Source organism: Hutsoniella sourekii ATCC 700629, assembly GCF_000518205.1.
GTDB lineage: Bacteria > Bacillota > Bacilli > Lactobacillales > Aerococcaceae > Hutsoniella > Hutsoniella sourekii.
In genome coordinates, this window is the sequence record NZ_JADD01000017.1 from 1 (window position 1) to 26653 (window position 26653).

Below are 26653 nucleotides of genomic sequence, written 5' to 3' on the forward strand. Positions count from 1 at the left end.
TTTACTAACTTAATTATACCATAAAGCCCACCAAGAATGTTGATATATCAACACTCTTGGTGGGTTTTAGATTGACTTATCTTACAGCCTCTTTTCCCTAGTTTTGTTTAGAGACAGGATGGTGTTAATGAACTGTCTATGGTATAAAGGGCAGTATATCACTATAATTCAAATTTGTCACAAGCAAATCAAAAATCCTAGCTAAGTAATCGATACCAGCTAGGATAATATTTATACGTTTATTTAGTTTTACGGTCAATGTCTAATTCAGTAGAGTAAGTGCGTGGTTCTTTTTGGAATAGAAATTCACCGTTACGAACAGAAGCCATACATTCAACCCGACGACGTTGGGCATCATATGGAGACTCACCGTCTAATACGATAAAGTTGGCAGGTTTGCCTTCATCTAATCCATAGACATCCTCTAATTGCATGAGCTTAGCTCCATTATAAGTAACAAGGTCGAAGTTACGATCAAAGTCTTCTTCACGCATCAACTGAGTAGTATGGATACCGTTATCAAGGATATTCATCATATTACCAGAACCAGCTGGATACCATAAGTCGACAATTGAGTCTTGACCAAAGGCTACGTTGATATCGTTATCCACGAATTCTTTGACACGTGTGAGACCTCGACGTTTTGGATAGGTGTCTTGACGGCCTTGAAGGAATAAGTTTTCTGTTGGACAAGAGACGAAGTTGATACCAGATTGACGGAATAAGCCCATCATACGGAAGGCATAGGCATCATTGACAGAGCCAAATGAACAAGTGTGAGAAGCGGTTGTTAATTTACCATAACCTTGCTTCATAGCTTCAGCATTCAATAATTCCAAGAAACGTGCTTGGTCATCATCGGTTTCATCACAGTGAACATCAATTAGCTTGTCATACTTGATAGCTAACCGTACGATTTCACGGATAGATTCATTACCATCATCACGCGACCATTCATTGTGCGGGATTCCTCCGACACAGTCAGCTCCTAATTGAAGGGCTTCCTCTACTAGATCACGGCCAGTTTTTCCTTCTTCTTTGTAAGAATACATACCGTTCTGTGGGAAGGCAACCACTTGAATAGTAATGTTGTCTTTTAATTCGTCACGCACTTCAAGAGCAGCCTTGATACCTGTTAAGTTAGGATCGGTACAGTCTGTTTGAGCACGGATATATTGAGTCCCGTATGAAGCCACATCCTTAACTGCTTGACGGATGCGCTCTTTCATTTCTTCTTTTGTAGTACCTTTTTTGTAGTCGTTCCATAGGTCAATCGCTTCAAACAAGGTTCCGGATTCATTTTTTACCTTGTCGTCTTGGCCTGTAAAGTAATAGTCTAAGTGTAGGTGAGAATCTACATAAGGGGGAATGACTAACCGTCCACCTAAATCGATGACTTCATCGGCGTCACCTAAATTATTACCAATTTTAGCAAATTTACCGTCTTCTACGAGAATTTCAGAAGCATCCTCATGTTTATAGACAACAGCATTCACAAATTTTTTGCTCATATGATTAACCTCCTATAAGTTTATATCCCCATTCTATAACTATTCCTGAGGTGAAACAAGTTATAAACCTAACAGATAATCGAGAGTCAATATCTTATAATAAAGGGCAAGTATAAAGTAGAAAGAAGGATAAAAATGAGTAAAAATGAATCCACAGGTTTCATGTGGCCACTCTTTATTTTGATGGCTAGTATTACCTTTATGGCAATCTTGAGTGAATTAATGCCATCGGGTGTTTTACAATTAATGGCAGAAGGGTTCAATATTAGTGAAGCGCAAGCCGGGGGATTTGTAGGTCAGTATGCAATTGCTTCAGCTCTTTGTGGGATTCCGATTATTTCAGCTACTGTAGAGTGGGATCGACGCAAATTATTAATGATTCTCCTAGCTGGCTTTGCCCTGGCAAACCTATCAGTAGGACTGGTTACATCGTACTGGCTAGCTGTAGCCGCTCGTATTCTAGGAGGTATTTGTGCGGGAGCTTTATGGCCAATGATTTCTGCTTACGGAATGAGTCTGGTGCCAGAAGAAGAGCATGGTAAGGCAGTTGCGGTAATCATGTCAGGAACTACAGTTGGGATGTCAATTGGTCTTCCGCTCATGACTTGGATTGGAACTAGCTACGGATATAAAGTTGAATTTATCGTAATGGGAATTTTTATTTTGTTTATCTCCGTTCTTTGCTATCTTTATTTACCACATGTATCTGGTGAAAAGAGAAGTAAGTCTAATTCGCCATTGACTATGCTAGCTAACCGGGGAGTGGTTCTGGTAATTATCCTAACCTTATTAGCGGTCGTAGCTAACTATGGGGTTTATACATATATCACTAACTTAGTTACTGATCTCAACTATCCAGGTATTGCCTTAGCGCAAATTTTCTTTGGTATTGGTTCCATCTTATCCGTTATTATTGCTGGTCGTTTTATTGATGAGCATCTTCAGCAAGTTTGCCTAGGGATGTTGGCTTCAACTCTCTTAGCTATGGCTTGTTATTACTTTACTGATCTTACCTTGATCCACCACTTAGCTTTTATCTTATGGGGAATTGGATTTGGAGCCTTGGTTACCCTCTTCCAGACAGCAGTTACGCGACAAGTCAGTGAAGGTGCAGCGGTTGCTACTTCCTTACAATCAGCTGCCTTCAACTTATCCATTATGATTGGATCGACAGTAGGCGGTATGCTATTAGCCAACGGTGGTTCTCAACCGATTGTCTTAATGGCCATGGTCTTATTAGCCGTAGCCATAGCGATTACTTTTGTAAATCATAAACCTTTATCTTGATGATCCAGCACCAGTTATTACTGGTGTTTTTTTATTTTCGATTTAATGAATAATCCTCGCTATGGTAACAGATATTTATTCTGTTCCACCCAAAAATTAAAACGCTTTAAAGATTATCGGGATAATATTGGAAGCGCAAACAAAAAAGCTGACAAGCTGTTGCCAATGTGCTAGAATTTCTGTATCAAATAGATGGAGGGTATAGTGATGACACAAGATAAATATTTAGCACCTAGCGAGGTAAAGCCGCTTAGAATAATCAATACCATTGAACTGGAAGATATGGCCAGTGAAATTGTTCCACACGGCGGCTTCAACTATATGGCCGGTGGTTCAGGGGATGAATTTACTTTAAGACGGAATGTGGAAAGCTTTAATTTTAAAGGGATTCTTCCACGGATGGCAGCAGATGTGGAGTTCCCAGAAACAGATACTAAGATATTTGACCATCATCTAAAGGTTCCGTTTATTATGGCGCCTATCGCCGCTCATGGCTTAGCTCATGAATCCAAAGAGGCAGGGACAGCTCGAGGTATCCATGAATTTGGTGGCTCCTTGATGTCGATCTCCGCTTATTCAGGAGCAAGCTTTGAAGAGATTTCAGCGGGACTTCAAGATACACCGCGCTGGTTTCAAATATATATGTCAAAAGATGATGACTTTAACCGTAATATCTTAGATGAAGCAAAAGCCGACGGGGCCTCAGCCATTATCTTGACGGCTGATGCTACTATATCTGGTAATCGGGACCGCGATGATAAAAATGAATTTGTCTATCCATTTGGAATGCCGATTGTTTCGCGTTATCTGACAGGAACGGGAGCGAATATGTCTTTAAATAATATTTATAGTCAATCCAAGCAAAAAATTAACTTGGATGATATTCGTTTCATCAAAGAGTATTCTGGTCTTCCTGTCTTTTTGAAGGGGGTCCAATCTCCTGAAGATGCTCTGGCAGCGATTGGAGCAGGGGCAGATGGCATTTGGGTATCCAACCATGGAGGCCGCCAATTAGATGGAGCGCCAGGATCTTTTGAAGTTTTGGAAGAGATTGCTCAAGCAGTGGCCGGTCAAGTTCCGATCGTCTTCGACTCTGGTATTCGTCGTGGAGAGCATATCTTCAAAGCTCTGGCCTCTGGCGCCGATATTGTGGCCTTAGGCCGTCCGGTCTTATTCTCACTAGCTCTTGGTGGTTGGCAAGGTGTTCAGTCTGTCTTTGAATATTTTGAACGAGACTTAAAGCGTGTCATGCAATTAGCTGGCACTCAGACTATTGAAGATGTTAAGAAAGCGCGTCTCAAAGATTTATGGCGCTAATTTAGAAAAGAAGACAATCAGCGATTTCGATGATTTCGCTGATTTTTTATTTTCAATCGCTTTCTCTTTGTAATTAGATGAATTATAATTAACTGGCGAGATTATTCGTCATTAAGGAGATGAAATCATAAGAAAACAGAATCAGGAGATGGATATGAATCAATACATTGTTAGCTTAAAAAATGTCTCAAAATCTTTTCAACAGACAAGCGTCTTAAAAACAATTGACATGGAACTTGAAAAAGGTCAATTCTATACCTTGTTGGGGCCTTCTGGGTGTGGTAAAACAACCCTTTTGCGGATTATTGCAGGTTTTACTCAAGCTGATTCAGGTCAAGTTATTCTGGCTGGTAAGGACGTTAGTCAAATTCCGCCAAATCAGCGCAAGGTCAATACAGTTTTTCAGGATTATGCCTTATTCCCTCATATGAATGTCTACGAGAATGTAGCCTTTGGCCTCCAAGTTAAGGGCGTTGCCAAAGAGCAAATAGATGCCAAGGTTAAGGAAATGCTGCAGCTAGTTCAACTTTCAGACTATGCTCACCGTGAGATCAGTGCTCTATCTGGTGGTCAAAGACAACGGGTAGCCATCGCTCGGGCTCTAGCCAATGAGCCTGAAGTATTGCTATTGGACGAACCACTTTCCGCTTTGGATTTAAAGTTACGGACTCAGATGCAGTATGAATTAAGAGCGCTCCAGCAACGATTAGGCATTACTTTTGTCTTTGTTACCCATGATCAAGAAGAAGCTTTAGCAATGTCCGATTGGATTTTTGTGATGGATCAAGGGGAGATTGTTCAGTCAGGAACCCCTAAGGATATTTATGATGAGCCAATCAACCATTACGTAGCTGACTTTATCGGTGAAAGTAATATTATTCCAGCTACTATGATTGCTGATTACCGTGTATCCTTTGTCGGTTATGAATTTGATTGTGAGGATGCTGGGATTCCTGCTGGTGAAGCGGTTGAGGTAGTGATTAGGCCTGAGGATATCCAATTAGTTGAACCGGGTTTAGGTCAGATTGAAGCCGAAGTTGCTCAGCAAGTGTTTAGAGGGGTCTTCAACGAAATCATCGCTAAAGACTATGAAGGTAATGAATGGATGATTCATACAACCAAAGCTATCAAAGATGGACAAATTATTAATCTATCGATTCAGCCAAATGACATTCATGTTATGCGCTTCAATGAATCAGAAGAAGATTTCGATGCCCGCCTTGAGCAATATGAAGTGTAAGGAGGGAGCTGATGAGATTTTCAAAGTATATGGGTATTCCCTATTATCTCTGGCTAGTGATTTTCGTTATTGCGCCTTTATTTTTGTTAATTTATCAGTCCTTTTTTGATATTGAGGGCCAATTGACTCTAGCTAATTATTTACAGTATTTTACATCGATAGACTATCTAATTATGACTATTTCCTCATTTGTGGTAGCGGCTTTAATTACATTGTTTAGTTTTATTTTGGCTTATCCGCTAGCCTATGTCTTGGCTCGCTCCAATCACCGGGATTACTTATTTTTATTTATGGTTATTCTTCCGACTTGGATGAATTTATTGTTGAAGATTTATGTGTTTATAGGCTTATTAGCGCAAAATGGCCCCATTATCAGCTTGTTAGCCCACCTTGGGTGGGGGCAGCCTCAACTATTATTTACCAATTTTGCTTTTATTTTGGTGGCAGTTTATTTAGAGTTACCATTTATGGTCTTGCCTATTTATAATTCCATTACTGAGATTCCTTCTTCGATGGAAGAGGCAAGCTCAGATTTGGGAGCTAGTCGCCTACAGACTTTGCTTAGGGTTATCCTGCCGATGAGTCGTGAAGGGATCCGTAGTGGGGTCCAGACCGTCTTTATTCCTTCACTATCTTTATTCATGCTGACTCGTCTAATCGGAGGTAACCGGGTCATTACCCTGGGAACGGCAGTTGAGCAACACTTTCTTGTTACTCAGAATTGGGGAATGGGTGCGACTATTGGGGTTATCCTGATGGCAGTGATGATATTGGTGATGTATTTGACGCGAGAGAAGGGAGGCAGTGCAGATGCTTAATCAAACTTCTAAGCTTTCCAAACTTTATCTATTCGTCATGTTTGTCATTCTCTACCTGCCGATTATGTATTTGATTATCTTTTCCTTTAATGCGGGGGGAGATATGAGTGAATTTACGGGCTTTACGCTCGATCATTATGTAAGTGTGATTAGTGACAAACGTTTACTGACCTTTATCATTAATACCTTTCTAGTCGCTCTTCTATCTGCTTTGTTAGCGACAGTTATAGGAACGATGGGTGCCTTGACCATCCATCAAATGAGGGGAAGCCGTCAGCAATCAACATTACTGAATCTTAATAATATTTTGATGGTTACACCGGATGTCATGATTGGGGCGATCTTCTTGATCTTATTTTCGAGCCTACTCCCGCTTCAATTAGGATTTTGGACGGTCCTATCTGCTCATGTGGCTTTTTCAATACCGATTGTTGTTTTGATGGTGTTGCCAAGGCTCTATGAAATGAATCCTAACCTGGTAACGGCCGCCCAAGATTTAGGGGCGAGTGATTGGCAAATTCTATCTAAGGTGGTTTTGCCTAGTATTGGCCAAGGAATTATTTCGGCCTTTTTTATGGCTTTTACTTATTCTTTAGATGATTTTGCAGTGACCTTCTTTGTCACAGGTAATGGCTTTTCGACTATTTCAGTGGAGGTCTATTCCCGGGTGAGACGAGGAATTAGTCTGGAGATTAATGCCTTATCTACCTTGATGTTTCTAGTGTCGTTGAGCTTAGCTTTAGGTTACTACTATCTTCAAAGAAGTGAAGCTCGTCGCAAGGGGATGCGAGGAGGTCAGCGATGAAACGATTTTTCTCTGTCATTGTACTTGTTATTGTTATCTTATTTGTCTTAAGGTATTCCTTGAATAGCAGTGGTCAGGGCGGTAATAACCATCTCATTAACTTTTATAATTGGGGCGATTATATAGATCCGGACTTGATTAAGCAATTTGAAGAAGAGACGGGTTATGAAGTTATTTATGAAACTTTTGATTCAAACGAAGCCATGTTGACTAAGGTTCAACAAGGTGGCACTGCTTATGATGTTATTGGCCCTAGTGAATATATGGTTGAAGTGATGAAGGAGTCTGACTTACTATTGCCCCTAGATAAGAGCCAACTAACGAATCTGGATACTATGAATCCCCGCTTCTTGAATCTAGCTTTTGATTCTGAAAACCAATATTCAGTTCCTTATTTCTGGGGGACCTTGGGAATTGTCTATGATACCAGTCGAATTGCTGAAGGGTCTATTAATGAATGGGAAGATTTGTGGAATCCAAATTATCGCGGACAAATCCTTCTTATTGATGGCGCTCGCGAGGTGATAGGTATAGGCTTGCAAAGTCTTGGCTACTCCTTGAATGACGAAGATTCCAATCATATTAATTTAGCGACAGATAAGATGAAAGCCTTAATGCCGAATGTATTAGCGATTGTAGCTGATGAAATGAAAATGTTTTTATCCAATAGAGAAGCGCCCATCGGAATTACCTTCTCTGGTGAAGCAGCCATGGCCATGGAAAACAATCCCAATCTTATTTATCATGTTCCCGCGTCCGGTTCTAATTTGTGGTTAGATAATTTAGCCATTCCCAAAAATTCTAAAAACCCCAAAGGAGCTCATGCCTTGATTAACTTCTTGATGCGACCTGATATTGCAGCTCGTAACGCAGAGTATATTGGCTATGCTACGCCGAGTGAGGCGGCGATGAAGTTGATGGATCCAGAAATTATCTCTGATCCTCAATTCTATCCGGATCAAGAAACCTTAGCCCATTTGGAAGTTTATCGGAATTTAGGTCAAGAGAAATTAATCGAATATAATGATCGTTTCCTTGAAATCAAGATCGAACCCGAGGGATAAATAAGCCCAGTCACTTCTGTCTACTTATTAGATATTTTCATGCTATAATTGAAGCGATTAATGGTGCAAGATTTACAAGGAGGTTATAGGATGAAAATTAACTGGATTAAGGCTTTTGATGATAATTATATCTGGGTGCTTGAGTCAGGCCAGGAGGCAGTAATTGTTGATCCGGGACAAGCCCAACCCGTTCTAGACTATTTAGAAGCAGAGCAATTGGATTTAAAGGCGATTCTCTTAACTCACAAGCATGATGATCATATTGGTGGCGTCAAGCAGCTCTTGTCTTGCTACCGTGATTGTCCGGTATACGGCCCTATTGAAGTGGAAAATTTAGCTAGCCAAGTTGTTTCTGAAGGGGATAGCTTTCAAATTTGGGATCAGACTTTCCAAGTGATCAAGACCGCGGGGCATACAGCTGAGCATGTTTCTTATCTAGCAGATGATCATTTATTCTGTGGAGATGCCCTATTTTTAGCGGGATGTGGCCGAGTATTTACCGGTGATTATCAGGCAGCTTATAGTGGATTGATGAAGTTAAAGAACTTAGCTCCCGAAGTTAAAGTCTATGCAGGCCATGAATATAGTCAAACCAATCTTAAGTTTACCCTATCTATAGAGCCGGACTTACGTGAGGCTCAAAGTCTACTAGAAGAAGTCAACAAGCGTTTGGAGCAAGGGCAAGCTAGTCTGCCTTCAACCATTGGCCAAGAATTAAAAGTAAACCTATTCTTACAAGCCAGTGATTGGGAAACTTTTAAGCATTTAAGAGATCAAAGAGATCATTTTTAAATTTTATTATTAAAGGAGGAAACAGGAATGAATGTTGAAATAATCATGGAAATTCTTCAAAACGAGATGAAAGTTGCGGTCTTTGCCACTGTCGATCAGGAAGGCAAACCGCATGCCCGTCACGCTCATGTCGGTGTGGCTAATGAGCAAGGCGTTTTCTTTATGACCAGTCCGACGACGAAGTTTTATCAGCAATTGATGGCCAATCCACAAGTAGCGATCACCGCTATGAAAGAAGAAGAGTATCTAATTCAAGTGATTCGCTTGGAAGGGGAAGTTCGCCCCGTGTCAAAGGATATGTTAGCCGAATTATTAGCTAATAATCCTTATGTGCATCAAGTTTATCCCGATGATGGCATGCACAACACTATGCAAGTTTTTCAAATGTATAAGGGGGAAGGCTTCTATCATAGCTTGACCCAAGGACATAAATATACCTTTGAGATTAAAGGTTAAATGATAAATCAAACAAAGTTAAACCACCTGTCTAGATGATTCTTCATCAATTAGGCAGGTGGTTTTATTCTTATCAGGCCTTAACTTAGTTAAATGCAGATTGGAAATGTTTGATAAAGTTACTTTCCAAAGAGTTGAGCGTCTTCTTGGCATTATAGGCTAGAAAGTAATTTAACTGGGCATGGTCTGCTTTGATAGCTAATAAGTTATAGTGGTACGAGCTAAAATCATCATTTAAAATCGACTCGGGCGCAAGTGTGATACCCAAGCCTGCTTTAGCTAATTGGATGGCTGTATGAATGGAGCGAGTTTCTAAGCGAATTTGTGCTTGGATATGGTAGGTCATAAATAAGCGGTCCATTTGTCGACGAATAGCCGATCCGGGAGCGGTTAAGACGAGGGGTTGGCTTAAGATTTGCTTGAGAGTCAGGCTATGTTCATCCAAATATTTTTGGTTTGCTTGATAGTAGGGAGAGGAGCTGGGAATGATCGCATAATATGTCTCCTCCTTGCTCGTAATGGTCGTTAGCTTAGAATTGACGGTTTCCGGATTTTGCCCAATGAAAAAATCAATATCTCCTTGCAGTGCCCTTTCTTCGTTACGACTGGGAATGTCTTCAATTAGTTGAATTTGGATTTGGGGAAATTCAGTCATAAATGCGGGCAGAATAAGCGGTAATAGATAGTTACCTAAGGCTGTTAGTATTCCAATCGTTAAATGCTCTTGTTGGTGGTCTTGTTGGTGAATGGTCTGTAGTAAGTGGTGGTGGTCTAGTTCTAACTTATTTAAGTAATCATAATAGATTTTTCCCGCGTCGGTTAATTGATAAGGTTGGCTTTGTCGTTCAACTAAGGTGGCACCAATCTCTTCTTCGATTTTTTGAATGGATTGGCTGAGGTAGGGTTGTGAGATGAAGAGTTCTTTAGCTGCCCGGGTAAAGTTACTGTGTTTAAGCAAGACTTCGATGTATTGCAGTTGCTTATTAATATCGATGGAAAACATAGGACACCTCCTCATTCATTATAACAAATTACTTATTAACTTATAGAAAAACAAATATTTCACAATCGAAGCGTTTTCAAATATAATAAACTTATCATTGATGAAAGTATAAATTTAAAGGAGTTATGACTATGAAGTTAATAGCTATTGTTGGAACCAATTCCAAGCGATCTACTAACCGGATCTTGTTACATTTTATGGCCAAGCATTTTGCAGATCGTGCAGACATTGAAGTGTGTGAAATTGATAACATAGATGCTTTCGATGAACCCGCTGATAAACAAGCTCCCCAGGCAGCCTTAGACTTAGCAGAAAAGATTCAAGCAGCCGACGGTGTAATCATTGCTACACCGGAATATGACCATGCGATTCCAGCAGCTTTGAAGAGTGTTTTAGAGTGGCTGTCTTATAGTGTTCAGCCTTTCGTTGACAAGCCTGTTATGATTGTTGGAGCCTCATTGGGTAGCCTTGGTTCTTCAAGAGCTCAGGCCCATTTACGGCAAATCTTAGATGCGCCAGAACTGAAGGCTCGTATTATGCCAGGAACTGAATTCTTATTGGGCAGATCGGGGCAAGCTTTCGATGAAGAAGGTCAGCTAATCTATGAAGATAAGGTCCAGGAACTAGAAGAAGACTTTGCTGAGTTTATGACCTTCGTAGAAATTACCAATCAGGTCGTACAGGCCCACGCTGGTCGTAAGGCACAGCAAGCAGATTATAACTACAAGCAATAGAAAGGGATGACACGATGAAACTAGTCGGAATTGTTGGAACTAATGCAGAATTCTCCTACAACCGTAAATTACTAAATTATATGAGTCAGCACTTTGCAGATCTTGTCGATATCGAAGTCCTTGAGATCAAGGGTGCACCGATGTTCAACGAAACGGAAGACCAGTCAGACCACCCAGTCATTCAAAAATTAAATGAGAAGATTATTCAAGCAGATGGGGTTATTATTGCCACTCCTGAACATAATCATTCGGTACCATCTGCTTTGAAGAGTGTCTTAGAGTGGTTATCCTTTAATCTTCATCCATTCGATGGCAAGCCTGTGATGATTGTTGGAGCTTCATACGATGTTCAGGGATCTTCTCGGTCACAGTTGCACCTTCGTCAAATTTTAGATGCGCCGGGCGTTAATGCCACCGTGATGCCAGGTAGTGAATTCTTATTGGGACGCGTTCACGAAGCATTTGATGAGAATGATCAGTTGATCGCCCAAGGAACCATCGACTTCTTAGAATCTTGCTTAAAGAAATTTATGCGGTTCACTCAAGTGGCTAATTTACTTAATATTCCTGAGGAAATCGAATACGAGCCTGGTACTTACCAAGTTAATGCTGTCGGTCATAATGGAGACCTACCGATGTCTGTTACCTTCTCTAATAATCGGATTGAATCCATTGATATTGACACTCAAGGTGAATCAGCTGGTATAGCTGATGTTGTCTTTACGCGAGTTCCTGAAGAAATCATTCAAGGACAAACATTAAATGTTGATACGGTAGCTGGAGCTTCCGTCACCTTTAATGGATTAATCGACGGTGTGGCAAATGCTGTTAAGTTAGCTGGAGCTGATCCAGAAATTTTGAAGAAGAGACCTAAATTAGCAGACCAAGCGCCAGCTGAAGAAGTTGAATACCAAACTGACGTCGTAGTTGTTGGAGGAGGAGGGGCAGGATTATCTGCTGCAGCTTCCGTTCTTCAAGAAGGTAAGGAAGTTATTGTTGTCGAGAAATTCCCAGCAATTGGCGGTAACACAGTCAGAACTGGGGGGCCGATGAATGCAGCGGATCCAGATTGGCAAAAAACAATCCCTGCTCTTCCTGGTGAAGACCATAGTCTAGAGGAAATCATCGCTACGCCTGAAGTAGAAATTGATGCGGAGTACCTAGATGACTTCAAAGAATTGAGAAAACAAATTCAAGCTTACCTTGACCAAGAACAAGACAAACCTGAACCTTATCTATTCGATTCCACCCTCCTTCACCGTATTCAGACTTACTTAGGAGGACGCCGAACAGATCTTCAAGGAACTTATGTTTACGGTGCTTATGATTTAGTTAAGACCTTAACAGATAATGTCTTAGAATCTGTTCACTGGTTAGAAGATATTGGGGTTGAATTTGATTGGCGTCAACCGGAGATGCCAGTAGGTGCGATGTGGCGCCGGGGACATAAGCCACTAGCAAATGAAGGCTATGCTTATATCCAAGCACTTGAAGCCTATATCAAAGATAAGGGGGGTCAAATTATTACTGATACACCCGTTGAAAAACTACTTGTTGAAGAAGGTCGTGTGATCGGAGTACAGGGTAGAGATAATCGGGGTCGTTTAGTGACTGTCAAAGCGAACGCCGTCGTCTTAGCTTCTGGAGGTTTCGGTTCTAATACCAAGATGTTACAGGAGTTTAATACTTATTGGGAAGAAATCGCTGATGACATTGCTACCTCTAACTCACCTGCTATTACTGGAGACGGTATTCGTTTGGGTCAACAAGTGGATGCTGAATTGGTAGACATGGGGATGATCCAACTGTTACCAACTTGTGATCCTAAGACCGGCGCGTTATTTACAGGGCTACAAGTTCCACCAGAGAACTTTGTGATGGTTAATAAAGAAGGTCGCCGGTTTGTCAACGAATTTGGGACCCGTGATGAGATTTCCCAAGCAGCGATTGCTAATGGAACCTTATTCTACCTAATTGCTGATGATAAGATCAAAGAGACAGCAATGAATACCACTCAAGAATCGATTGATCAACAAGTGGAAGCGGGAACGTTATTTAGAGCGGACACCCTTGAAGAATTAGCTCAACAAGTTGATATGGATCCGGAAGTTCTAGTGGATACAGTGAATAAGTACAATTCTTATGTGGATGCAGGTGTAGACCCTGAATTCCATAAGGGAGCCTTCAACTTAAAAGTTGAGGTAGCCCCATTCTATGCAACTCCACGTCAACCTGCGGTCCATCATACGATGGGTGGTTTGAAGATTGATACTCAAGCTCGAGTGATTAATACTGAGGGACAAGTTATTCCGGGGCTATACGCAGCTGGAGAAGTATCCGGAGGTATTCATGGAGGTAACCGATTAGGTGGTAATGCACTTGCGGATATCTTTACTTTCGGTCGGATTGCTGGACGCAACGCCAGTCAAGAATAATTTCTAATGATGACAGCAACTCTGTGAAGAGTTGCTGTTTTTTTTCTTTTACCGTAAAAATTAAATATCTCAAACCATTTCCAAGTAATTGGCTGAAATCTTTATCTTTTATTAATGGTAGTTAGTCAAATAACTGCTATAATAAGAACAACTATTGAAGCTTCTCAAAAGAAATGAGGGAATAGCTATGAAAAATACGCTATCTAGACTAGTCAACATTCTCACGCTGGTTGGTATTGTGGTAACTATCTGGGCCTGTATTCATTTTTATCGGATGGGTATTTTTACCTCTCAAGAAAAACTCGAGTCATATATGAGCAGTTTAGGTATGGCAGCCCCCCTCGTCTTCTTCATGATTAGTTTCGTCCAAGTAGTGCTCCCTATAATCCCGGGTGCTTTAACGATCCCGGTTGGAGCCATATTATTTGGGGCTCGTTTGGGCTTCTTTCTAAATTATTCTTCTATTTGCTTAGGATCTCTGGTCAACTTTCTTCTTGCCAGAAAATACGGAACGACGGTGGTTCGCTCTATTGTCGGAGATCGGCAGTTTGCTAAGGGGCTTGCTTGGCTATATAAGGATAATTTTAAGTGGGCATTTGCTTCTGCAATGGTTTTTCCGGTGGCCCCTGATGACTTGTTATGTTATATAGCTGGTTTATCTAATGTACAATTCAAATTTTTCTTTTGGACCATTATTTTGTCTAAACCATGGACCTTGTTTGTCTATACGATAGGAACTAGTTGGTTGATGACTTATTTGTTTAAGTGGATGGGGGGATAGGGTTGACTTTTACAGTACGCATTCAAAATGATTTTGCTCAACTAATTGAGCAAAGTGGTATAGGAAGTGCGCGAATTCACCAGATGAAGGCCCTAGAAGCGGCTGGCATTAAATATGTCTTGGATGGGGATGACTATGATATCTTACATATCAATACTGTCTTCCCTCAATCACTTTACCATGTGCTTAAGGCCAAGCATCAAGGGAAGGCTATTATTTATCATGCTCATTCGACGGAAGAAGATTTTCGTGATTCCTTTATCTTATCCAATCAACTCTCTAAGTATTTCAAAAAATGGCTTGTGACTTGTTACCAGCAAGCAGATTTGATATTGACACCTACTGAATATTCCAAGAATTTGTTGGAGAATTACCATTTAAAGCCTCCGATTGAAGTTATCTCAAATGGTATTGATATGAGCTACTGGCAGGCTAATCGGGTGGAAGTCGATGCCTTCCGTCAAGATTATCAATTAGAACCTGGTCGCCCTTTAATTATCGGGGTTGGGATGTTAATTAAACGTAAGGGAATATTGGATTTTATTGATTTAGCTAGATGGATGCCTGAATGTCAGTTTATTTGGTTTGGTCATACCAATTCTAATATTCAGACTAGTGAGGTTAAGCGGGCGATTCATTCTAAGCCTGATAACTTATTGTTTGCCGGTTATGTGGATCGGGATGTCTTAAGAGTGGCTTATCAAGTGGCTGATATTTTTCTATTCTTAACTTATGAGGAAACTGAAGGAATTGTCTTGTTGGAAGCTCTAGCAAGTGGAACGCAGACGATTATTCGAGATATTCCCATTTTTGACGTTTATCAAGATCAGCACATCACTTACAAGGCTCGGGATAATGACGGATTTCAGAAGTTGATCCAAATGTATTTAGATGATGATTTGGCTTATACCGGTGCCTGCGGTCGAGTGGAGGCGCAGGCTCGAAGCATAGAGGGCGTGGGCATGAAGTATCGTAAATACTACCAAGAAGCCCTGGATTTAGCTGCACAAAAAAAGAAAAAAGCTTAGTCTTTTAATATTATCGAGTAATTAAAAACGATCATTTCGCCTGGATATTGGGTTTAGACCCGAATATTCCAGTGAAATGATCGTTTTATTGATCTTAAATAGATTACAACGAAGCTTGATGAAATCAGCTATTTAACTGTTTTGAAGAGTCCATCAGTTAGAATTTATCTGGCTTCATTTGTGTCTTAATCCCTTGCTTCATGATTTCTGCTGGCTCCAGATATTGGTAAACATCTTCGTCGATAATCGTAGAGAATGCTTGTAGTTCTTCTAAAGTCAGCTCGTGTAATTGCTTGTGATTATCAATGCCATAGACAACGGCTGCTCCGACAATTCCATGGGCTTGGCGGAAAGGCAGTCCTTTCTTAACCAAGTAATCGGCCAGTTCCGTGGCGTTCAAATAGCCCTCGTGGACCGTTTCATTTAATCGATCTTCATTGACCACTAATTCTTGTATGAAGCCGGTTAATATTTGAATACAAGCCAAGCTTGTATCATAGGCTTCAAAATAAATAGCTTTGTCTTCTTGCATGTCCTTATTATAGGATAGAGGAAGTCCTTTCATAATAGTATACATGGCGTTCATTAGGCCGATAATCTTTCCAGATTTGCCACGGATGAGTTCGAGGGCATCCGGGTTCTTCTTCTGAGGCATCATGCTGGATCCGGTAGCATAAGAATCGGAAGACTCAACAAAGCCGAATTCCTGACTAGAGTAAATAATAAAATCTTCAGCAAACCGACTCATATGAACCATCAAGGAGCTAAAACATTGCAGGCTATCCAAGATAAAGTCTCGATTCGACACAGCGTCAAGCGTATTTTCTTGCACCCTAGCAAAGCCAAGTAAATCTGCGGTTTGTTGGCGATTGATTGAAAAGGTAGTTCCTGCTAAGGCTCCTGCGCCTAAGGGAGATTCGTCTAAGAGTTGAATGGTATCATTGACTTTTTGAACATCACGTTCGAACATCGCGACATAGGCTTCTAAAATATACGAGAAGGGAACAATTTGAGCCCTTTGTAAGTGTGTGTATGCAGGACTTAAACAATTAAGGGTCTGTCCTTTGTCAATAAAGGCCTGAATCAGCGTCTTGATCGCAGCTTCTAGCTCCTTTAAGCTACGCTTCACGTAGAGCTTCATGTCAACGGTTACTTGGTCATTTCGACTTCTAGCGGTATGCATTTTCTTGCCGGTATCACCCAAGCGCTTGATCATTTGGGCTTCTACAAAACTATGGATATCCTCATAATCTCCTTGTAGTAGGTCTGGATTGGCCTGAATCTCTTCTCTTAGTTGAGTGAGTTCTCTTTGAAGGTCTTGACTTTCTGCTTGAGTCAAGATCTCCTGATCACCCAACATCGTGACATGGGCAATTGACGCGGTAATATCTTCATACCAGAGTCTTTTATCTAGACTAAAGGATTCATTAAATTGTTTCATTAACTCGGCAGTTTCAGATTGAAACCGTCCGCCCCATAAGTCTGCCATTAAATCAGTCCTTTTTTCTTTTGTATTTTTGTTGGTAGGGTAGTGACATTGATAAAGCCTTCGGCATCGTGGTGATCAAATAGATCATCTTCCCCAAAGCCTGAGACATCCTCATCAAAGAGTGCATAAGGACTAGTCAAACCAGCTGGAGTCATGTTCCCCTTGTAGAGCTTAAGCTTAACTTGACCGGTTACAGTCTCTTGAGTCTTATCAACGAAAGCACGAATAGCATTATTAGCCATCGAATACCATTGACCATTATAGACTAGCTCTGCCCATTGAGAAGAGAGGTCTTGCTTAATTTTAATGGTTTCTTTTGTTAGAGTAAGACTTTCTAATCGTTGGTGGGCTTCCATCAATAGTGTGACACCGGGTGTTTCATAGATTCCCCGAGACTTCATACCGATAATTCGATCTTCAATCCAATCTAGGATTCCGATTGCGTGGGTACCACCAATTTTATTTAAGCACTCAATGATTTCAGCAGGGGACATTTCTTGACCATTGACTGCCGTTGCGCGCCCCTCCTTGAAGTCGATAGTCACATATTCAGCCTGATCAGGTGCTTCTTGGGGTGAATTGACGTTATGCAAAATCTGACTATATGAAACTTCATTGGCCGGACTTTCAATATCTCCTCCTTCGTGGGAGATGTGCATGAGGTTTTCATCTTCTGAATATATCTTTTCTTTGGTAGAAGTCACTGGTACACCTTTTGAATGGGCATAATCAATTGCTTGCTCGCGAGACTTAATATCCCAAATACGCCAAGGAGCAATAATCGTCATAGTTGCATCAAAAGCTGCAATTCCCATCTCGAAACGGACTTGATCATTCCCTTTACCAGTACACCCGTGACAAATCGCCTCGGCCCCTTCCAGATGAGCAATGTCTACCAAGTATTTGGCAATGAGTGGACGAGCGAGGGCAGTTCCTAATAAGTAGGTCCCTTGGTATTTTAAGTTTCCTTGAACGGCTGGGAAGATAAATTCACTAGCGAATTCTTCCTTTACGTGAGGATTATAGAATTTACTGGCACCAGATTTTAATGCCTTGGCTTCAATGGCTTGCCAATCTTCATCAATACCTAAGTCGATGCAAACAGCAATGATTTCAGCATCATAATTTTCTTTTAACCAGGGAATAGTAATCGAAGTGTCCAGTCCACCGGAATAGGCGAGTACAATTTTTTTCTTGTTCATAGTCATCCTCTTTCTTCAGTAAAATTTTCAATAAAAAAAGTCTCTTGCTTGATGCAAGAGACGAGTTAAAAACACGCGGTACCACTCTGCTTGATAGGGTCACCCTATCCGCTTGAAAGATTAACGTCTTCACGTAAGTGAGAGATCACTTATTTCTCCAAAGTGCGATTCAGATCAGAGGGACTGCCAGGCTTCCACCATTCCTAGCTCGCTTTAAGTATCTTTACCTACTAGCTTTTTCATTGAAATCTAATATTTGATTAGGCATATTTTATCTGAAGCTCGATAAAGTGTCAAGTATAATTAAATATTAAATAGATACCAGGAATAAAAATGATAAAAAGATGAATTTTATCATTGACCTTTAATATTTCGACCTGTAAACTACAAGCAATTCGATAAATCTTCGAAGAAGGAGCTAGTAAGTAACTCAACTATTAGCGAGGTAGGGTAGAGTGGAAGCCTACTTAGAGCTGTTACTGAATCGCCTCTGGAGATCAATTGGTGAATTTGAATTAGCTAATTGCGTAACTTGGCGATAACAAGAAGAGTGAGTAAGTGTATGCTTACTAATTAGAGTGGTACCGCGAGTCAATGAACCCGTCTCTATGCCTATGGCATAGGGGCGGGTTTTGTCTATGATAGGAGGAATAGAAGATGGAAAAGTACAAGAAGTTAGTTGTTTTATCAGGAATTGTGTGTGGATTGGGTTTTCATCCCCTTGTTCAAGCCAAGGAATTAGCTGGTATTCAAGAGGCGGGTGAGATCATAATGGGAACTGAAAATCAGTACCCCCCCTTTGAATGGATTGTGATTGAAGATGGCAAGGAGTCTCTTGTGGGGATTGACGTAGAACTAGGCAAGTATATTGCTGATAAATTAAAAGTTCAACTAGTTGAAGATGTACGCGTCTTTGATGCCTTGATTCCGAGCTTAAAAGCAGGTAAAGTGGACATGGTAATTGCCGGGCTTACTCGGACAGAAGAACGGGCCAAGCAATTTGATTTTTCTGAACTTTACTATCAGTCTTATGCTGAGTTTTTGGTCTCTTCAGAGCAAGCGAAAAATTACCAGGCACTTGAAGATTTTCATGGTAAAAAAGTAGGAGTCCTCAAGGGGTCAAGTCAGGAAACCTATGTTAGACAAGAATTGCCTGAAGTTGAAATGGTAGTTATTAACCAAAATGGTGCCTTAATCGAATCTCTTAAATCGGGGCGCGTAGACGCGGTCTTGATGAACGATATTGTGATTGATGAGTTTATGGCGTCAAATGAGGGCCAACTCGCCCTGGTTGAAGGAGTCCAAATTGAAGAAGAAGGCGGTTTTGCTGTAGCTATCCAAAAGGGGCAACCTGAATTACTGAAAGCTATCAATGAAGCGATCAATGAATTAAAAGAAAGCGGTCAATTAGACCAATGGATCGAGGAGTTTAGCCAATTAGCGGAAGAAACAAACGAAGAACAATAAAAGGAGTCCATGATGTTTAAAGATTTGAAGCATTTTAATTTAACCCATGATTTTACCAGCCAAGAATTAGAGTATTTAATCGATTTTGCCATTCATTTAAAGAAATTAAAGGCCAAGCGGATCCCTCATCCTTACTTAATGGGACAAAATATTGCCTTGCTTTTTGATAAGAGTTCAACTCGTACAAGAGCCGCCTTCACCGTTGCTGCTAACGATTTAGGCGCTCAAGTTGAGTATATGGGTGCAAATGATATCCAGTTTGGTAAGAAAGAATCGGTAGCTGATACGGCAAAAATTCTCGGATCGATGTTTGATGGGATTCAATTACGGGTATCCGATCAGGCTGTTGTGGAAGGCTTTATCCAATATGCTGGGGTTCCAATTTGGAATGGGATGACTGATGAGTGGCATCCCACTCAGGCTATTGCTGATTACATGACCATAAAAGAAGTTTTCGGATCCTTAAAGGGATTGAATCTTGTCTTTGTAGGGGATGGGCGAAATAATGTCGCTCATACAACCTTGGTGGCAGGCAGTCAGCTTGGCGTGAATGTGACCATTCTATCACCTAAGGACTTGGCATCTGATCCACAAGTTGTAAGACTCGCTCAATCCATCGCCAAGGAAACGGGAGCAAAAATCAAGTTGACTGATCAAATTAAAGAGGCAGTTCAAACAGCTAATGTCATTTACACAGATGTTTGGGCCTCCATGGGTGAAGAAGATAAGTTCGAAGAACGTATTCAGTCCTTGCTTCCTTATCAAGTCAACCAAGAAATGGTAGACATGATTGGAAGCGACTATATCTTTATGCATTGTCTACCGGCCTTCCATGATAATCAAACAGTAATGGGAAAAGAAATTCAAAGCAAATATCAACTAGCTGAAATGGAAGTGACGGATGATGTCTTCTTATCCGATCAAGCCCGACAATTTCAACAAGGAGAGAATCGGATGCATGCAATCAAGGCAATTATGGCTCTCACAAATGGTCATCTCTTCTTACCTTAAACCAGAGAAAACTCTAGATTGTTCTATCCAAGGGAAGATGCTAAGATAAGTAAAAAAGGAGGACATAGTGAAGAAATTCTTGTATTATTTCATCTTTTCCTTTATCTGTTTAGGGATGCTAGTGTCGATTAGTGAGCCCGTCTTAGCAAGTGAGGATACTCCTAGCGTTTCGGCCGGTGAGGGTGACGGTGAGCAAGTGATTCGTCTGATGGACCAGATTAGTCGTTTAAACAAGGCAAACATTCAAATACGATTAAGTAATCTGGATTCCAAACAGGTGGTAGTTCAAGGAGATATTTTGGTTGATAATTTGCGGGGGGATGCAGATTTTGATCTAGAATTCTATAGTTATCAGGAACCTGAGCCTAGTAAGCAAAATGAACTTCCGCCAGTTAGCCATAAACATCGGATCCGCTTTTTAACTTACCGTTACTTTGATTTAGTTTATTTTAATCAAGTAGATTTTCTCTGGTCCACGGGATTTTTTGATCAAGCTATTTTTAATGATGCGCTTAGAAATCAAATAAATGACTATCGACAGACGATGACCTTGGTCGATCCATGGGAACTTGATAAAGTGAAACTCTCGTCTAGGTTATTGGCTAGCCTGCCACTGTTCCCCCAAGAATCAAGTGTTCAGCATTTGACGGATAATTTTCTCAAGACACTTGGACCAGAAACTCATATTCTAGCAGAACGTATCGATATCCCTGGAGACATGTTTAAACAAGCATTAGGGCTATTGATGAATTTGGATGTAGAGTTGAGTATTCAACCGGCGGATCATCCAGCTTATCCATGGGAAGTAAAGACTAGTCATCGTTTTCAAGTTAAGGAGGATGCAGGTCACCTCCAGTTAGGGGTTAAGGCCGGTCAGCGTTTGGATTCAAATTTTGTTGAACAACTGCGTCCGGTCGAGGAAGACCAGGATCTTGATTCAGGTGGGTCGGTGGAAGCAGATGCCACGAGTTTTGCTTATGATGTTAACTTTGAATTCAATTCGCAAGATGTGACCCGTAAGTTAACTAAAGTTGATTTGGTCTTTGACTCTGCACTCAAAACCTATCAAGCAGACTTGGAAGGCATTGCAGAATTTATCCATTTAAATATATTTAACCGGGGCACGGCTTCGATTGATTCTGCCAAGTACTGCTTGGAGTTATCAGTTACACCTAGCCAACAGACCATCCCTGAAATTGCGGATCAGCAAGTGTTGACTAATAGGGAATTTGATTACCTATTGACAGAATTAATCAATCACTAGAAATAGTTTAACCAGTAAGTTTAAAACTTGCTGGTTATTTAATTGGAATCTTTGGCACTAAATGCCTGTAGGTGTTACTATAAATGGAGTAAAGATAGATTATCAGATTGGAAGTATTAGACAATGAAAATTCAAATTCGTAATCAAGCGGGACACCGTTTAAATGTGGGCGAGCGACTATTAACTGAGAAAGATTTAGTCCAGCCCAAACAAATTACCTCATTAGAAGAGGGACAAGAGATTGACCTAGTTAACGCTCAGGGTAAATTTATGGCCCGGGCATTGGTTGGTCGTCAAAATAAGGGTTTAGCTTGGGTTTTTACACAGGATCCGTCCGTTCATTGGGATCATAGCTTTTTGCAGCAAGCGATTGCTAATAGTCTGCAACAGAGGTCAGATTTCTTTGACAACCCGGATACTACCGCCTTCCGGCTCATTAATGGAGAAGGGGATCAGCTGGGGGGCTTAACGGTTGACTATTATGCTGGTTACCTACAAATCAATTGGTATTCTGCTGGTATTTATAAATGGCAGAAGAGTATCTTAGAAATTCTTCTTGAATTATTGGATTCGATAGCAGGTATTTATGAGACCTGTCGCTTCTTGAAGAAGCAGGACTTGGCCATTCGATTGGTATGGGGTCAAGATGCCCCACAACCGCTAATGATTAAAGAGAATGGTATCAATTATCTTGTTTATCTGGGGCAAGAATGGATGACTGGGATCTTTCTAGACCAAAGAGAGGTCCGACAATTTATCAACCAACAAGCTTCAGGCCGGTTATTAAATTTATTTAGTTATACAGGTGCTTTTTCTGTAGCAGCTCTAGTAGGGCAAGTGAAAGAAACGGTTAGTGTAGATGTTGCTAACCGAAGTTTGGAACGAACCAGAGAAAACTTTGAAGTTAATGGTCTGGTCGAGAGTCAGGATCAAGAGATTCGGGTCATGGACGTATTTGACTATATAAAATATGCTAAAAGACACCAATTACAATTTGACTGGGTAGTTTGTGATCCGCCTAGTTTTGCTCGTACCAAGAAATACACCTTTTCGGCGGCCAACGACTATCAGTCACTAGCTAAAAACTTATTTGCTATGACCAAAGCGGGGGGTTACACTGTCCTATCAACCAACCATAGCGGCTATTCAAAAGCTAAGTTTCAAAAGGATATGAATCAAATAGCTGAGGCTTTTCAAGCAAGTTTGGTTCACTCTTTTGGTCTACCTGGAGATTTTCCGACCAGTCAAGATGAAACGAGCGAATATTTAAAAGTATTGATTTATTATCGTCATGAAAAGGAAGTGTAAGTGTGGCTTATATTGATTTTAAAGATGTGGTCAAGGAGTATCACACTGGTGAAACGAGTGTGAGAGCTAATGACGGGGTTAATTTTCAAGTAGAAGCTGGGGAGTTTGCCGTTATATTAGGCCCATCAGGTGCTGGGAAGTCTACGACATTGAACATTCTTGGGGGAATGGATCATGCGACCTCTGGTCAAGTCATTGTAGGGGGTGTGGATATTGCGGATTTTTCTGAGAAGGAGTTAACCACTTTTCGTCGTAATAATATTGGTTTTGTCTTTCAAAATTACAATTTAGTTCCTAATCTAACTGCTAAGGAGAATGTAGAACTGGCCATTCAAATATCTAAAAGTGGGCAAAAGGCGATGGATGTCCTAGACTTATGTGGTCTAAAAGAACGGGCAGATAATTTCCCCGCTCAGCTATCAGGAGGGGAACAGCAGAGAGTCTCTATTGCTAGAGCTTTAGCTAGTCAACCCAAACTGTTGTTGGCTGATGAACCGACAGGTGCCTTGGATGATGAAACGGGTAAACAGATTCTTCACTTACTTCAAGAAGCGTGTAATCAGTTAGATACCACAGTTATTGTTATCACCCATAATCGGACGATCGCTCAGATGGCTGACCGTGTCATTCATATTCGCAACGGTAAAGTAGAGGACATGTATTTAAATGATCAGCCAAAAGACGTCTGGCAAATTGAATGGTAGAAAGGAAGGGCAATGAAATCAGTCGTTTTAAAGGATAATTTACGTGAGATTAAACGGTCATTTCCAAGATTTATATCAATTTTATTGATTATTGCCTTAGGAGTAGCCTTCTTTATTGGGATTCGGGCTGCCGGTCCCTCCATGATCCAAACAGCTCGTCATTATTACCAAACCTATCATTTGCCTGATGGTGTCGTTAGTCACCCAGCAGGCTTGGATGCGGCTGATCAAGATTTATTGCAATCGGCTGAAGGATTGGATTGGCTCTTCATGCGAAACTTTCAAGCGAGAGTGAACCCCAGTCAGGAACTAGCCCAAGTATATGCCTTGCCTAGGAACTTAAAAGCTGAAAATAACTTCTTTGATGTGAGGGAAGGACACTTGCCGCAAAATAGTAGCGAAATTGTCTTAGATTATAAGTACATTGATAGCGTCAATCACTTGTTGGATGACCCGATTGAATTAGGAGACGAGATTGTTCTAGACCTCTCTCAAGATCAGACCGGTGATAAAGCCGATTGGCCCAGTGGCCAAAGGAAATTCGAGGTTGTTGGCTTTGCAACGAGTCCCCTGTATTTTGAACGAAGTGATCGCGGGTTAAGTGGGGCAACCGTCTTTGCCATTGTTGATGAATCAGTGGCTAAGGAAATGGATGTATCAGAAGCCTATTTCTGGGACCGGAGTGCTGATCATGAGTTATTCTATAGTGATTCTTATAATCAACAGCTTGAGCAAATAGAATCAAAGCTTGAAGGTCTATTGGACGATCGTAACCAGGACAAAAGAGCGGATCTGAAGACAGATTTACAAGAGCAAATCCGCACTGGACGATCAGAAGTTGAGTCGGGTTATGACAACCTTGAATCAGCAGAATCGCAATTAAATCAAGCTTCTGATCAGTTACGCGAAGGCTACCGTTCTTATCAAGAAGGCTTGGAAGAATTAGAAGCTAGGGTCCAACAGTCAAAATCAATAAGAAATCAATACTTAGAAGCGGGCATGGATCCTAGCCTAGTGATGGGGAGTGGTCAAGAATTACACGCTGCTAGCCAGCAATTGCATCAATCTTATCATCAGTTGATGGTTAATGAGATTCGTATCAAGGAACAGTCCCAGCAATTTAATGAAGAAAAGGCCAGCCATTTAGAGGATTTAAGTCAAGCAGAATCAGATTTAGACCAGGCTGAACAACAATTAACCGATTTGGAGTCGGTTGATTTTCAAATTAACCTGAGTCAGGATAATGCTTCTTATAAGAGTGTTCAAGAGAATGCGGACCAGCTAGTTGTTATCAGTAATATTTTTCCTGTTTTATTTTTTGCTATTGCCATTTTGGTAACTTATTCAACCATTTACCGAATGGTCAGTGAACAGCGAAATTATATGGGAACCATGAGACAATTAGGCTATCCAGACTCCACCATATTAAGTAAGTTTATCTTGTATGCTGGCTTATCAGCATGTTTAGGGATTGGTTTAGGATTAGTGACTGGTTATCTGATCTTCCCAGGTGTCATTATTAATGCCTATAACAACCTTTATTACTTTGACCAAGCTCAAATTGTCAACTTACCACTATGGAATGTGATTACGGCCCTTGTTGCCTTATCGACCGCTCTAATACCAGCTATTAGTCATCCGCTTCAAACCCTGCAAGTGGCCCCGGCTCAATTACTTAGACCTGAGCCACCTCGTTCGGGTAAGAAGACATTGATTGAACAAATTGACTTTATTTGGCGTCGGATTGGCTTTAAAGCTAAGATGACAATTCGTAATTTATTAAGATATAAGGCTCGCAACTTGATGACCCTTATTGGTGTTGCCGGATGTACGATGCTGATCGTTACAGGATTTGGTATCAGTGATACGATTAGTGATATTGTCCCTAAACAATTTAATGATATTCAATTGTATGACAGTGTGGCTTATGTTGAAGAAGGAGCGGATCTAAGAGAGCAATTAGAGGCCATGGATGGTGTCAAGCGTGCAGTGCCAGTAGCAAGCATCCCTTATCTTACGCAAACAGATCCGCAACAAACAGTTCAGTTGGTAGTGCCGATGACTGATAAGGATGATTTTAAATGGGTACAATCTATCCATCAGCGCGGAGATCATGAAGAAATAAACTTAGCTCAAGAAGGGCCTGTTGTAACCGAACGCTTGGCCGAGCATCTGGATTTGCAACAAGCAGGGACAAGAGAATTAGAGGCATCAGACAATAAAACATATGCGATCGATTTGAATCGGATCATTGAAAATTATCTTGGGCACTATATCTACTTAACAGCAGACCAATACCGAGATTATTTTGGGGAGGATCCTGAGCTTAACGCATATTACATAAATTATGAAGATGATCAGAATACGAGTGAGCTTGAAGCGTCGATTACTGATATAGAGTCAGTTTATTTACTTGCTAATACATCCACAGCTAGTCAAACAGCTAATCAAGCGATGTCCAGTTTGGAATTGATTACCCTAGTTTTAATTATTTCAGCAGCTGGCTTAGCTTTTATCGTCTTATATAATCTGACTAATATTAATATTGCTGAGCGGATACGCGAACTATCCACAATTAAGGTTCTTGGCTTCTATGATTGGGAGGTCAGTTTATATATTTATAATGAGATTCTTGTGCTGACTATTTTAGGTGCTTGCCTGGGTCTGATTGTTGGAACAGGGTTAAATCACTACATTATGAAAACTATGCAGATTAATGATCTGCTCTTTTATCCAAGAGTAGATCTTGCAAGTTATGGGCTATCTTTTGTCATTACACTTATTTTTTCGTTAATTGTTATGATCTTGATGCATTTTAAACTAAAAAATGTAGACATGGTCGAAGCCTTAAAGGCCGTAGAATGATGACTGCCAAAACGCATAGAGACTGTCAAAGAAGTTTATAATGTGCTACAATGTCTTAAAGACTCATCCATT

At 40.8% G+C, this 26653-nt stretch carries 22 protein-coding genes and 2 other annotated features; of the genes, 18 read left to right on the top strand and 4 right to left on the bottom strand.

The annotated features are described in order from the left end of the window. Positions 1-239: 239 nt before the first annotated feature. Positions 240-1511: an amidohydrolase family protein gene (locus T408_RS0104830; RefSeq protein WP_028118947.1), complete on the bottom strand. Its 1272-nt coding sequence runs from the start codon at positions 1509-1511 to the stop codon at positions 240-242. A 135-nt stretch (positions 1512-1646) separates the two neighbouring features. Here T408_RS0104830 and T408_RS0104835 point away from each other — a divergent pair, with 135 nt between their 5' ends. The 8 genes from T408_RS0104835 to T408_RS0104870 all read left to right on the top strand — a co-directional run bounded on the left by T408_RS0104835 (position 1647) and on the right by T408_RS0104870 (position 9290). After that, entirely contained in the window at positions 1647-2798 is a 1152-nt protein-coding gene (locus tag T408_RS0104835) for an MFS transporter (RefSeq protein WP_035420144.1), read from the top strand. 207 nt (positions 2799-3005) lie between these two features. Beyond that, complete coding sequence (locus tag T408_RS0104840; protein WP_028118949.1) at positions 3006-4115, top strand: lactate oxidase; 1110 nt, start codon at positions 3006-3008, stop codon at positions 4113-4115. A 154-nt stretch (positions 4116-4269) separates the two neighbouring features. After that, the gene (locus T408_RS0104845) at positions 4270-5355 is read left to right on the top strand and encodes an ABC transporter ATP-binding protein (protein ID WP_028118950.1); all 1086 of its coding nucleotides are present in this window, start codon (positions 4270-4272) and stop codon (positions 5353-5355) included. Positions 5356-5363: 8 nt separating this feature from the next. Continuing rightward, complete coding sequence (locus tag T408_RS0104850; RefSeq protein ID WP_407635819.1) at positions 5364-6173, top strand: ABC transporter permease; 810 nt, start codon at positions 5364-5366, stop codon at positions 6171-6173. Then, the gene (locus T408_RS0104855; RefSeq protein ID WP_028118952.1) at positions 6166-6978 is read left to right on the top strand and encodes an ABC transporter permease; all 813 of its coding nucleotides are present in this window, start codon (positions 6166-6168) and stop codon (positions 6976-6978) included. Before T408_RS0104850 ends, T408_RS0104855 begins: the two co-directional genes overlap by 8 nt. Beyond that, a complete protein-coding gene (locus tag T408_RS0104860; protein ID WP_028118953.1) occupies positions 6975-8042 on the top strand; it encodes an ABC transporter substrate-binding protein in 1068 nt (355 codons plus the stop codon). Before T408_RS0104855 ends, T408_RS0104860 begins: the two co-directional genes overlap by 4 nt. 90 nt (positions 8043-8132) lie before the next feature. Beyond that, positions 8133-8834, top strand: a complete 702-nt coding sequence (gene gloB, locus T408_RS0104865; RefSeq protein ID WP_028118954.1) for a hydroxyacylglutathione hydrolase — start codon at positions 8133-8135, stop codon at positions 8832-8834. A gap of 27 nt (positions 8835-8861) precedes the next feature. Continuing rightward, the gene (locus T408_RS0104870; protein ID WP_028118955.1) at positions 8862-9290 is read left to right on the top strand and encodes a pyridoxamine 5'-phosphate oxidase family protein; all 429 of its coding nucleotides are present in this window, start codon (positions 8862-8864) and stop codon (positions 9288-9290) included. 85 nt (positions 9291-9375) lie between these two features. Here T408_RS0104870 and T408_RS0104875 read toward each other — a convergent pair whose 3' ends face one another. Next, positions 9376-10293: a LysR family transcriptional regulator gene (locus tag T408_RS0104875; protein WP_028118956.1), complete on the bottom strand. Its 918-nt coding sequence runs from the start codon at positions 10291-10293 to the stop codon at positions 9376-9378. A 131-nt stretch (positions 10294-10424) separates the two neighbouring features. Between T408_RS0104875 and T408_RS0104880 the strand changes: the two genes are divergently transcribed. The 4 genes from T408_RS0104880 to T408_RS0104895 all read left to right on the top strand — a co-directional run bounded on the left by T408_RS0104880 (position 10425) and on the right by T408_RS0104895 (position 15271). Continuing rightward, positions 10425-11027, top strand: coding sequence for an NADPH-dependent FMN reductase (locus tag T408_RS0104880; RefSeq protein ID WP_028118957.1), 603 nt, complete (start codon positions 10425-10427; stop codon positions 11025-11027). Positions 11028-11041: 14 nt separating this feature from the next. Further along, a complete protein-coding gene (locus tag T408_RS0104885) occupies positions 11042-13462 on the top strand; it encodes a flavocytochrome c (RefSeq protein ID WP_028118958.1) in 2421 nt (806 codons plus the stop codon). A gap of 187 nt (positions 13463-13649) precedes the next feature. Beyond that, positions 13650-14243 (top strand): TVP38/TMEM64 family protein, encoded by a 594-nt coding sequence (locus T408_RS0104890; RefSeq protein WP_028118959.1) that lies wholly within the window; start codon positions 13650-13652, stop codon positions 14241-14243. Positions 14244-14245: 2 nt separating this feature from the next. After that, positions 14246-15271 carry a glycosyltransferase family 4 protein gene (locus T408_RS0104895; protein WP_035420147.1) on the top strand — a complete coding sequence of 342 codons (1026 nt, stop codon included), beginning with the start codon at positions 14246-14248 and terminating at the stop codon, positions 15269-15271. Between the two features lie 157 nt (positions 15272-15428). On the opposite strand, the gene argH is transcribed toward T408_RS0104895, so the two are convergent. Then, on the bottom strand, positions 15429-16760 hold the full coding sequence (gene argH / locus T408_RS0104900; protein WP_028118961.1) for an argininosuccinate lyase: 1332 nt from the start codon (positions 16758-16760) through the stop codon (positions 15429-15431). Next, positions 16760-17962: an argininosuccinate synthase gene (locus tag T408_RS0104905; protein ID WP_028118962.1), complete on the bottom strand. Its 1203-nt coding sequence runs from the start codon at positions 17960-17962 to the stop codon at positions 16760-16762. Before T408_RS0104905 ends, argH begins: the two co-directional genes overlap by 1 nt. A 53-nt stretch (positions 17963-18015) precedes the next feature. After that, positions 18016-18214: a binding site (T-box leader), on the bottom strand. Between the two features lie 148 nt (positions 18215-18362). Next, positions 18363-18573 (top strand) — a binding site (T-box leader). Positions 18574-18619: 46 nt separating this feature from the next. Between T408_RS0104905 and T408_RS10915 the strand changes: the two genes are divergently transcribed. The 6 genes from T408_RS10915 to T408_RS0104935 all read left to right on the top strand — a co-directional run bounded on the left by T408_RS10915 (position 18620) and on the right by T408_RS0104935 (position 26581). Next, positions 18620-19429 carry an ABC transporter substrate-binding protein gene (locus T408_RS10915; RefSeq protein ID WP_051444797.1) on the top strand — a complete coding sequence of 270 codons (810 nt, stop codon included), beginning with the start codon at positions 18620-18622 and terminating at the stop codon, positions 19427-19429. A gap of 12 nt (positions 19430-19441) precedes the next feature. Continuing rightward, positions 19442-20440 (top strand): ornithine carbamoyltransferase, encoded by a 999-nt coding sequence (gene argF / locus T408_RS0104915; protein ID WP_028118963.1) that lies wholly within the window; start codon positions 19442-19444, stop codon positions 20438-20440. Between the two features lie 67 nt (positions 20441-20507). After that, positions 20508-21704, top strand: coding sequence for a hypothetical protein (locus T408_RS0104920; protein ID WP_028118964.1), 1197 nt, complete (start codon positions 20508-20510; stop codon positions 21702-21704). Positions 21705-21827: 123 nt separating this feature from the next. Next, positions 21828-23012 (top strand): class I SAM-dependent rRNA methyltransferase, encoded by a 1185-nt coding sequence (locus tag T408_RS0104925; protein ID WP_028118965.1) that lies wholly within the window; start codon positions 21828-21830, stop codon positions 23010-23012. A 2-nt stretch (positions 23013-23014) separates the two neighbouring features. Beyond that, the gene (locus T408_RS0104930; protein ID WP_028118966.1) at positions 23015-23716 is read left to right on the top strand and encodes an ABC transporter ATP-binding protein; all 702 of its coding nucleotides are present in this window, start codon (positions 23015-23017) and stop codon (positions 23714-23716) included. Between the two features lie 12 nt (positions 23717-23728). Beyond that, positions 23729-26581 carry an FtsX-like permease family protein gene (locus T408_RS0104935; RefSeq protein WP_028118967.1) on the top strand — a complete coding sequence of 951 codons (2853 nt, stop codon included), beginning with the start codon at positions 23729-23731 and terminating at the stop codon, positions 26579-26581. The last annotated feature ends 72 nt before the right edge of the window (positions 26582-26653 follow it).

What these genes read in the sequence shown, in the direction of transcription:
- T408_RS0104830 (WP_028118947.1), bottom strand. Translation starts at nt 1,511, where the DNA reads ATGAGCAAAAAATTTGTGAATGCTGTTGTCTATAAACATGAGGATGCT.
- T408_RS0104835 (WP_035420144.1), top strand. Translation starts at nt 1,647, where the DNA reads ATGAGTAAAAATGAATCCACAGGTTTCATGTGGCCACTCTTTATTTTG.
- T408_RS0104885 (WP_028118958.1), top strand. Translation starts at nt 11,042, where the DNA reads ATGAAACTAGTCGGAATTGTTGGAACTAATGCAGAATTCTCCTACAAC.
- T408_RS0104845 (WP_028118950.1), top strand. Translation starts at nt 4,270, where the DNA reads ATGAATCAATACATTGTTAGCTTAAAAAATGTCTCAAAATCTTTTCAA.
- T408_RS0104860 (WP_028118953.1), top strand. Translation starts at nt 6,975, where the DNA reads ATGAAACGATTTTTCTCTGTCATTGTACTTGTTATTGTTATCTTATTT.
- T408_RS10915 (WP_051444797.1), top strand. Translation starts at nt 18,620, where the DNA reads ATGGAAAAGTACAAGAAGTTAGTTGTTTTATCAGGAATTGTGTGTGGA.
- T408_RS0104855 (WP_028118952.1), top strand. Translation starts at nt 6,166, where the DNA reads ATGCTTAATCAAACTTCTAAGCTTTCCAAACTTTATCTATTCGTCATG.
- T408_RS0104875 (WP_028118956.1), bottom strand. Translation starts at nt 10,293, where the DNA reads ATGTTTTCCATCGATATTAATAAGCAACTGCAATACATCGAAGTCTTG.
- T408_RS0104925 (WP_028118965.1), top strand. Translation starts at nt 21,828, where the DNA reads ATGAAAATTCAAATTCGTAATCAAGCGGGACACCGTTTAAATGTGGGC.
- T408_RS0104870 (WP_028118955.1), top strand. Translation starts at nt 8,862, where the DNA reads ATGAATGTTGAAATAATCATGGAAATTCTTCAAAACGAGATGAAAGTT.
- T408_RS0104890 (WP_028118959.1), top strand. Translation starts at nt 13,650, where the DNA reads ATGAAAAATACGCTATCTAGACTAGTCAACATTCTCACGCTGGTTGGT.
- argF (WP_028118963.1), top strand. Translation starts at nt 19,442, where the DNA reads ATGTTTAAAGATTTGAAGCATTTTAATTTAACCCATGATTTTACCAGC.
- T408_RS0104905 (WP_028118962.1), bottom strand. Translation starts at nt 17,962, where the DNA reads ATGAACAAGAAAAAAATTGTACTCGCCTATTCCGGTGGACTGGACACT.
- T408_RS0104880 (WP_028118957.1), top strand. Translation starts at nt 10,425, where the DNA reads ATGAAGTTAATAGCTATTGTTGGAACCAATTCCAAGCGATCTACTAAC.
- T408_RS0104840 (WP_028118949.1), top strand. Translation starts at nt 3,006, where the DNA reads ATGACACAAGATAAATATTTAGCACCTAGCGAGGTAAAGCCGCTTAGA.
- argH (WP_028118961.1), bottom strand. Translation starts at nt 16,760, where the DNA reads ATGGCAGACTTATGGGGCGGACGGTTTCAATCTGAAACTGCCGAGTTA.
- T408_RS0104935 (WP_028118967.1), top strand. Translation starts at nt 23,729, where the DNA reads ATGAAATCAGTCGTTTTAAAGGATAATTTACGTGAGATTAAACGGTCA.
- gloB (WP_028118954.1), top strand. Translation starts at nt 8,133, where the DNA reads ATGAAAATTAACTGGATTAAGGCTTTTGATGATAATTATATCTGGGTG.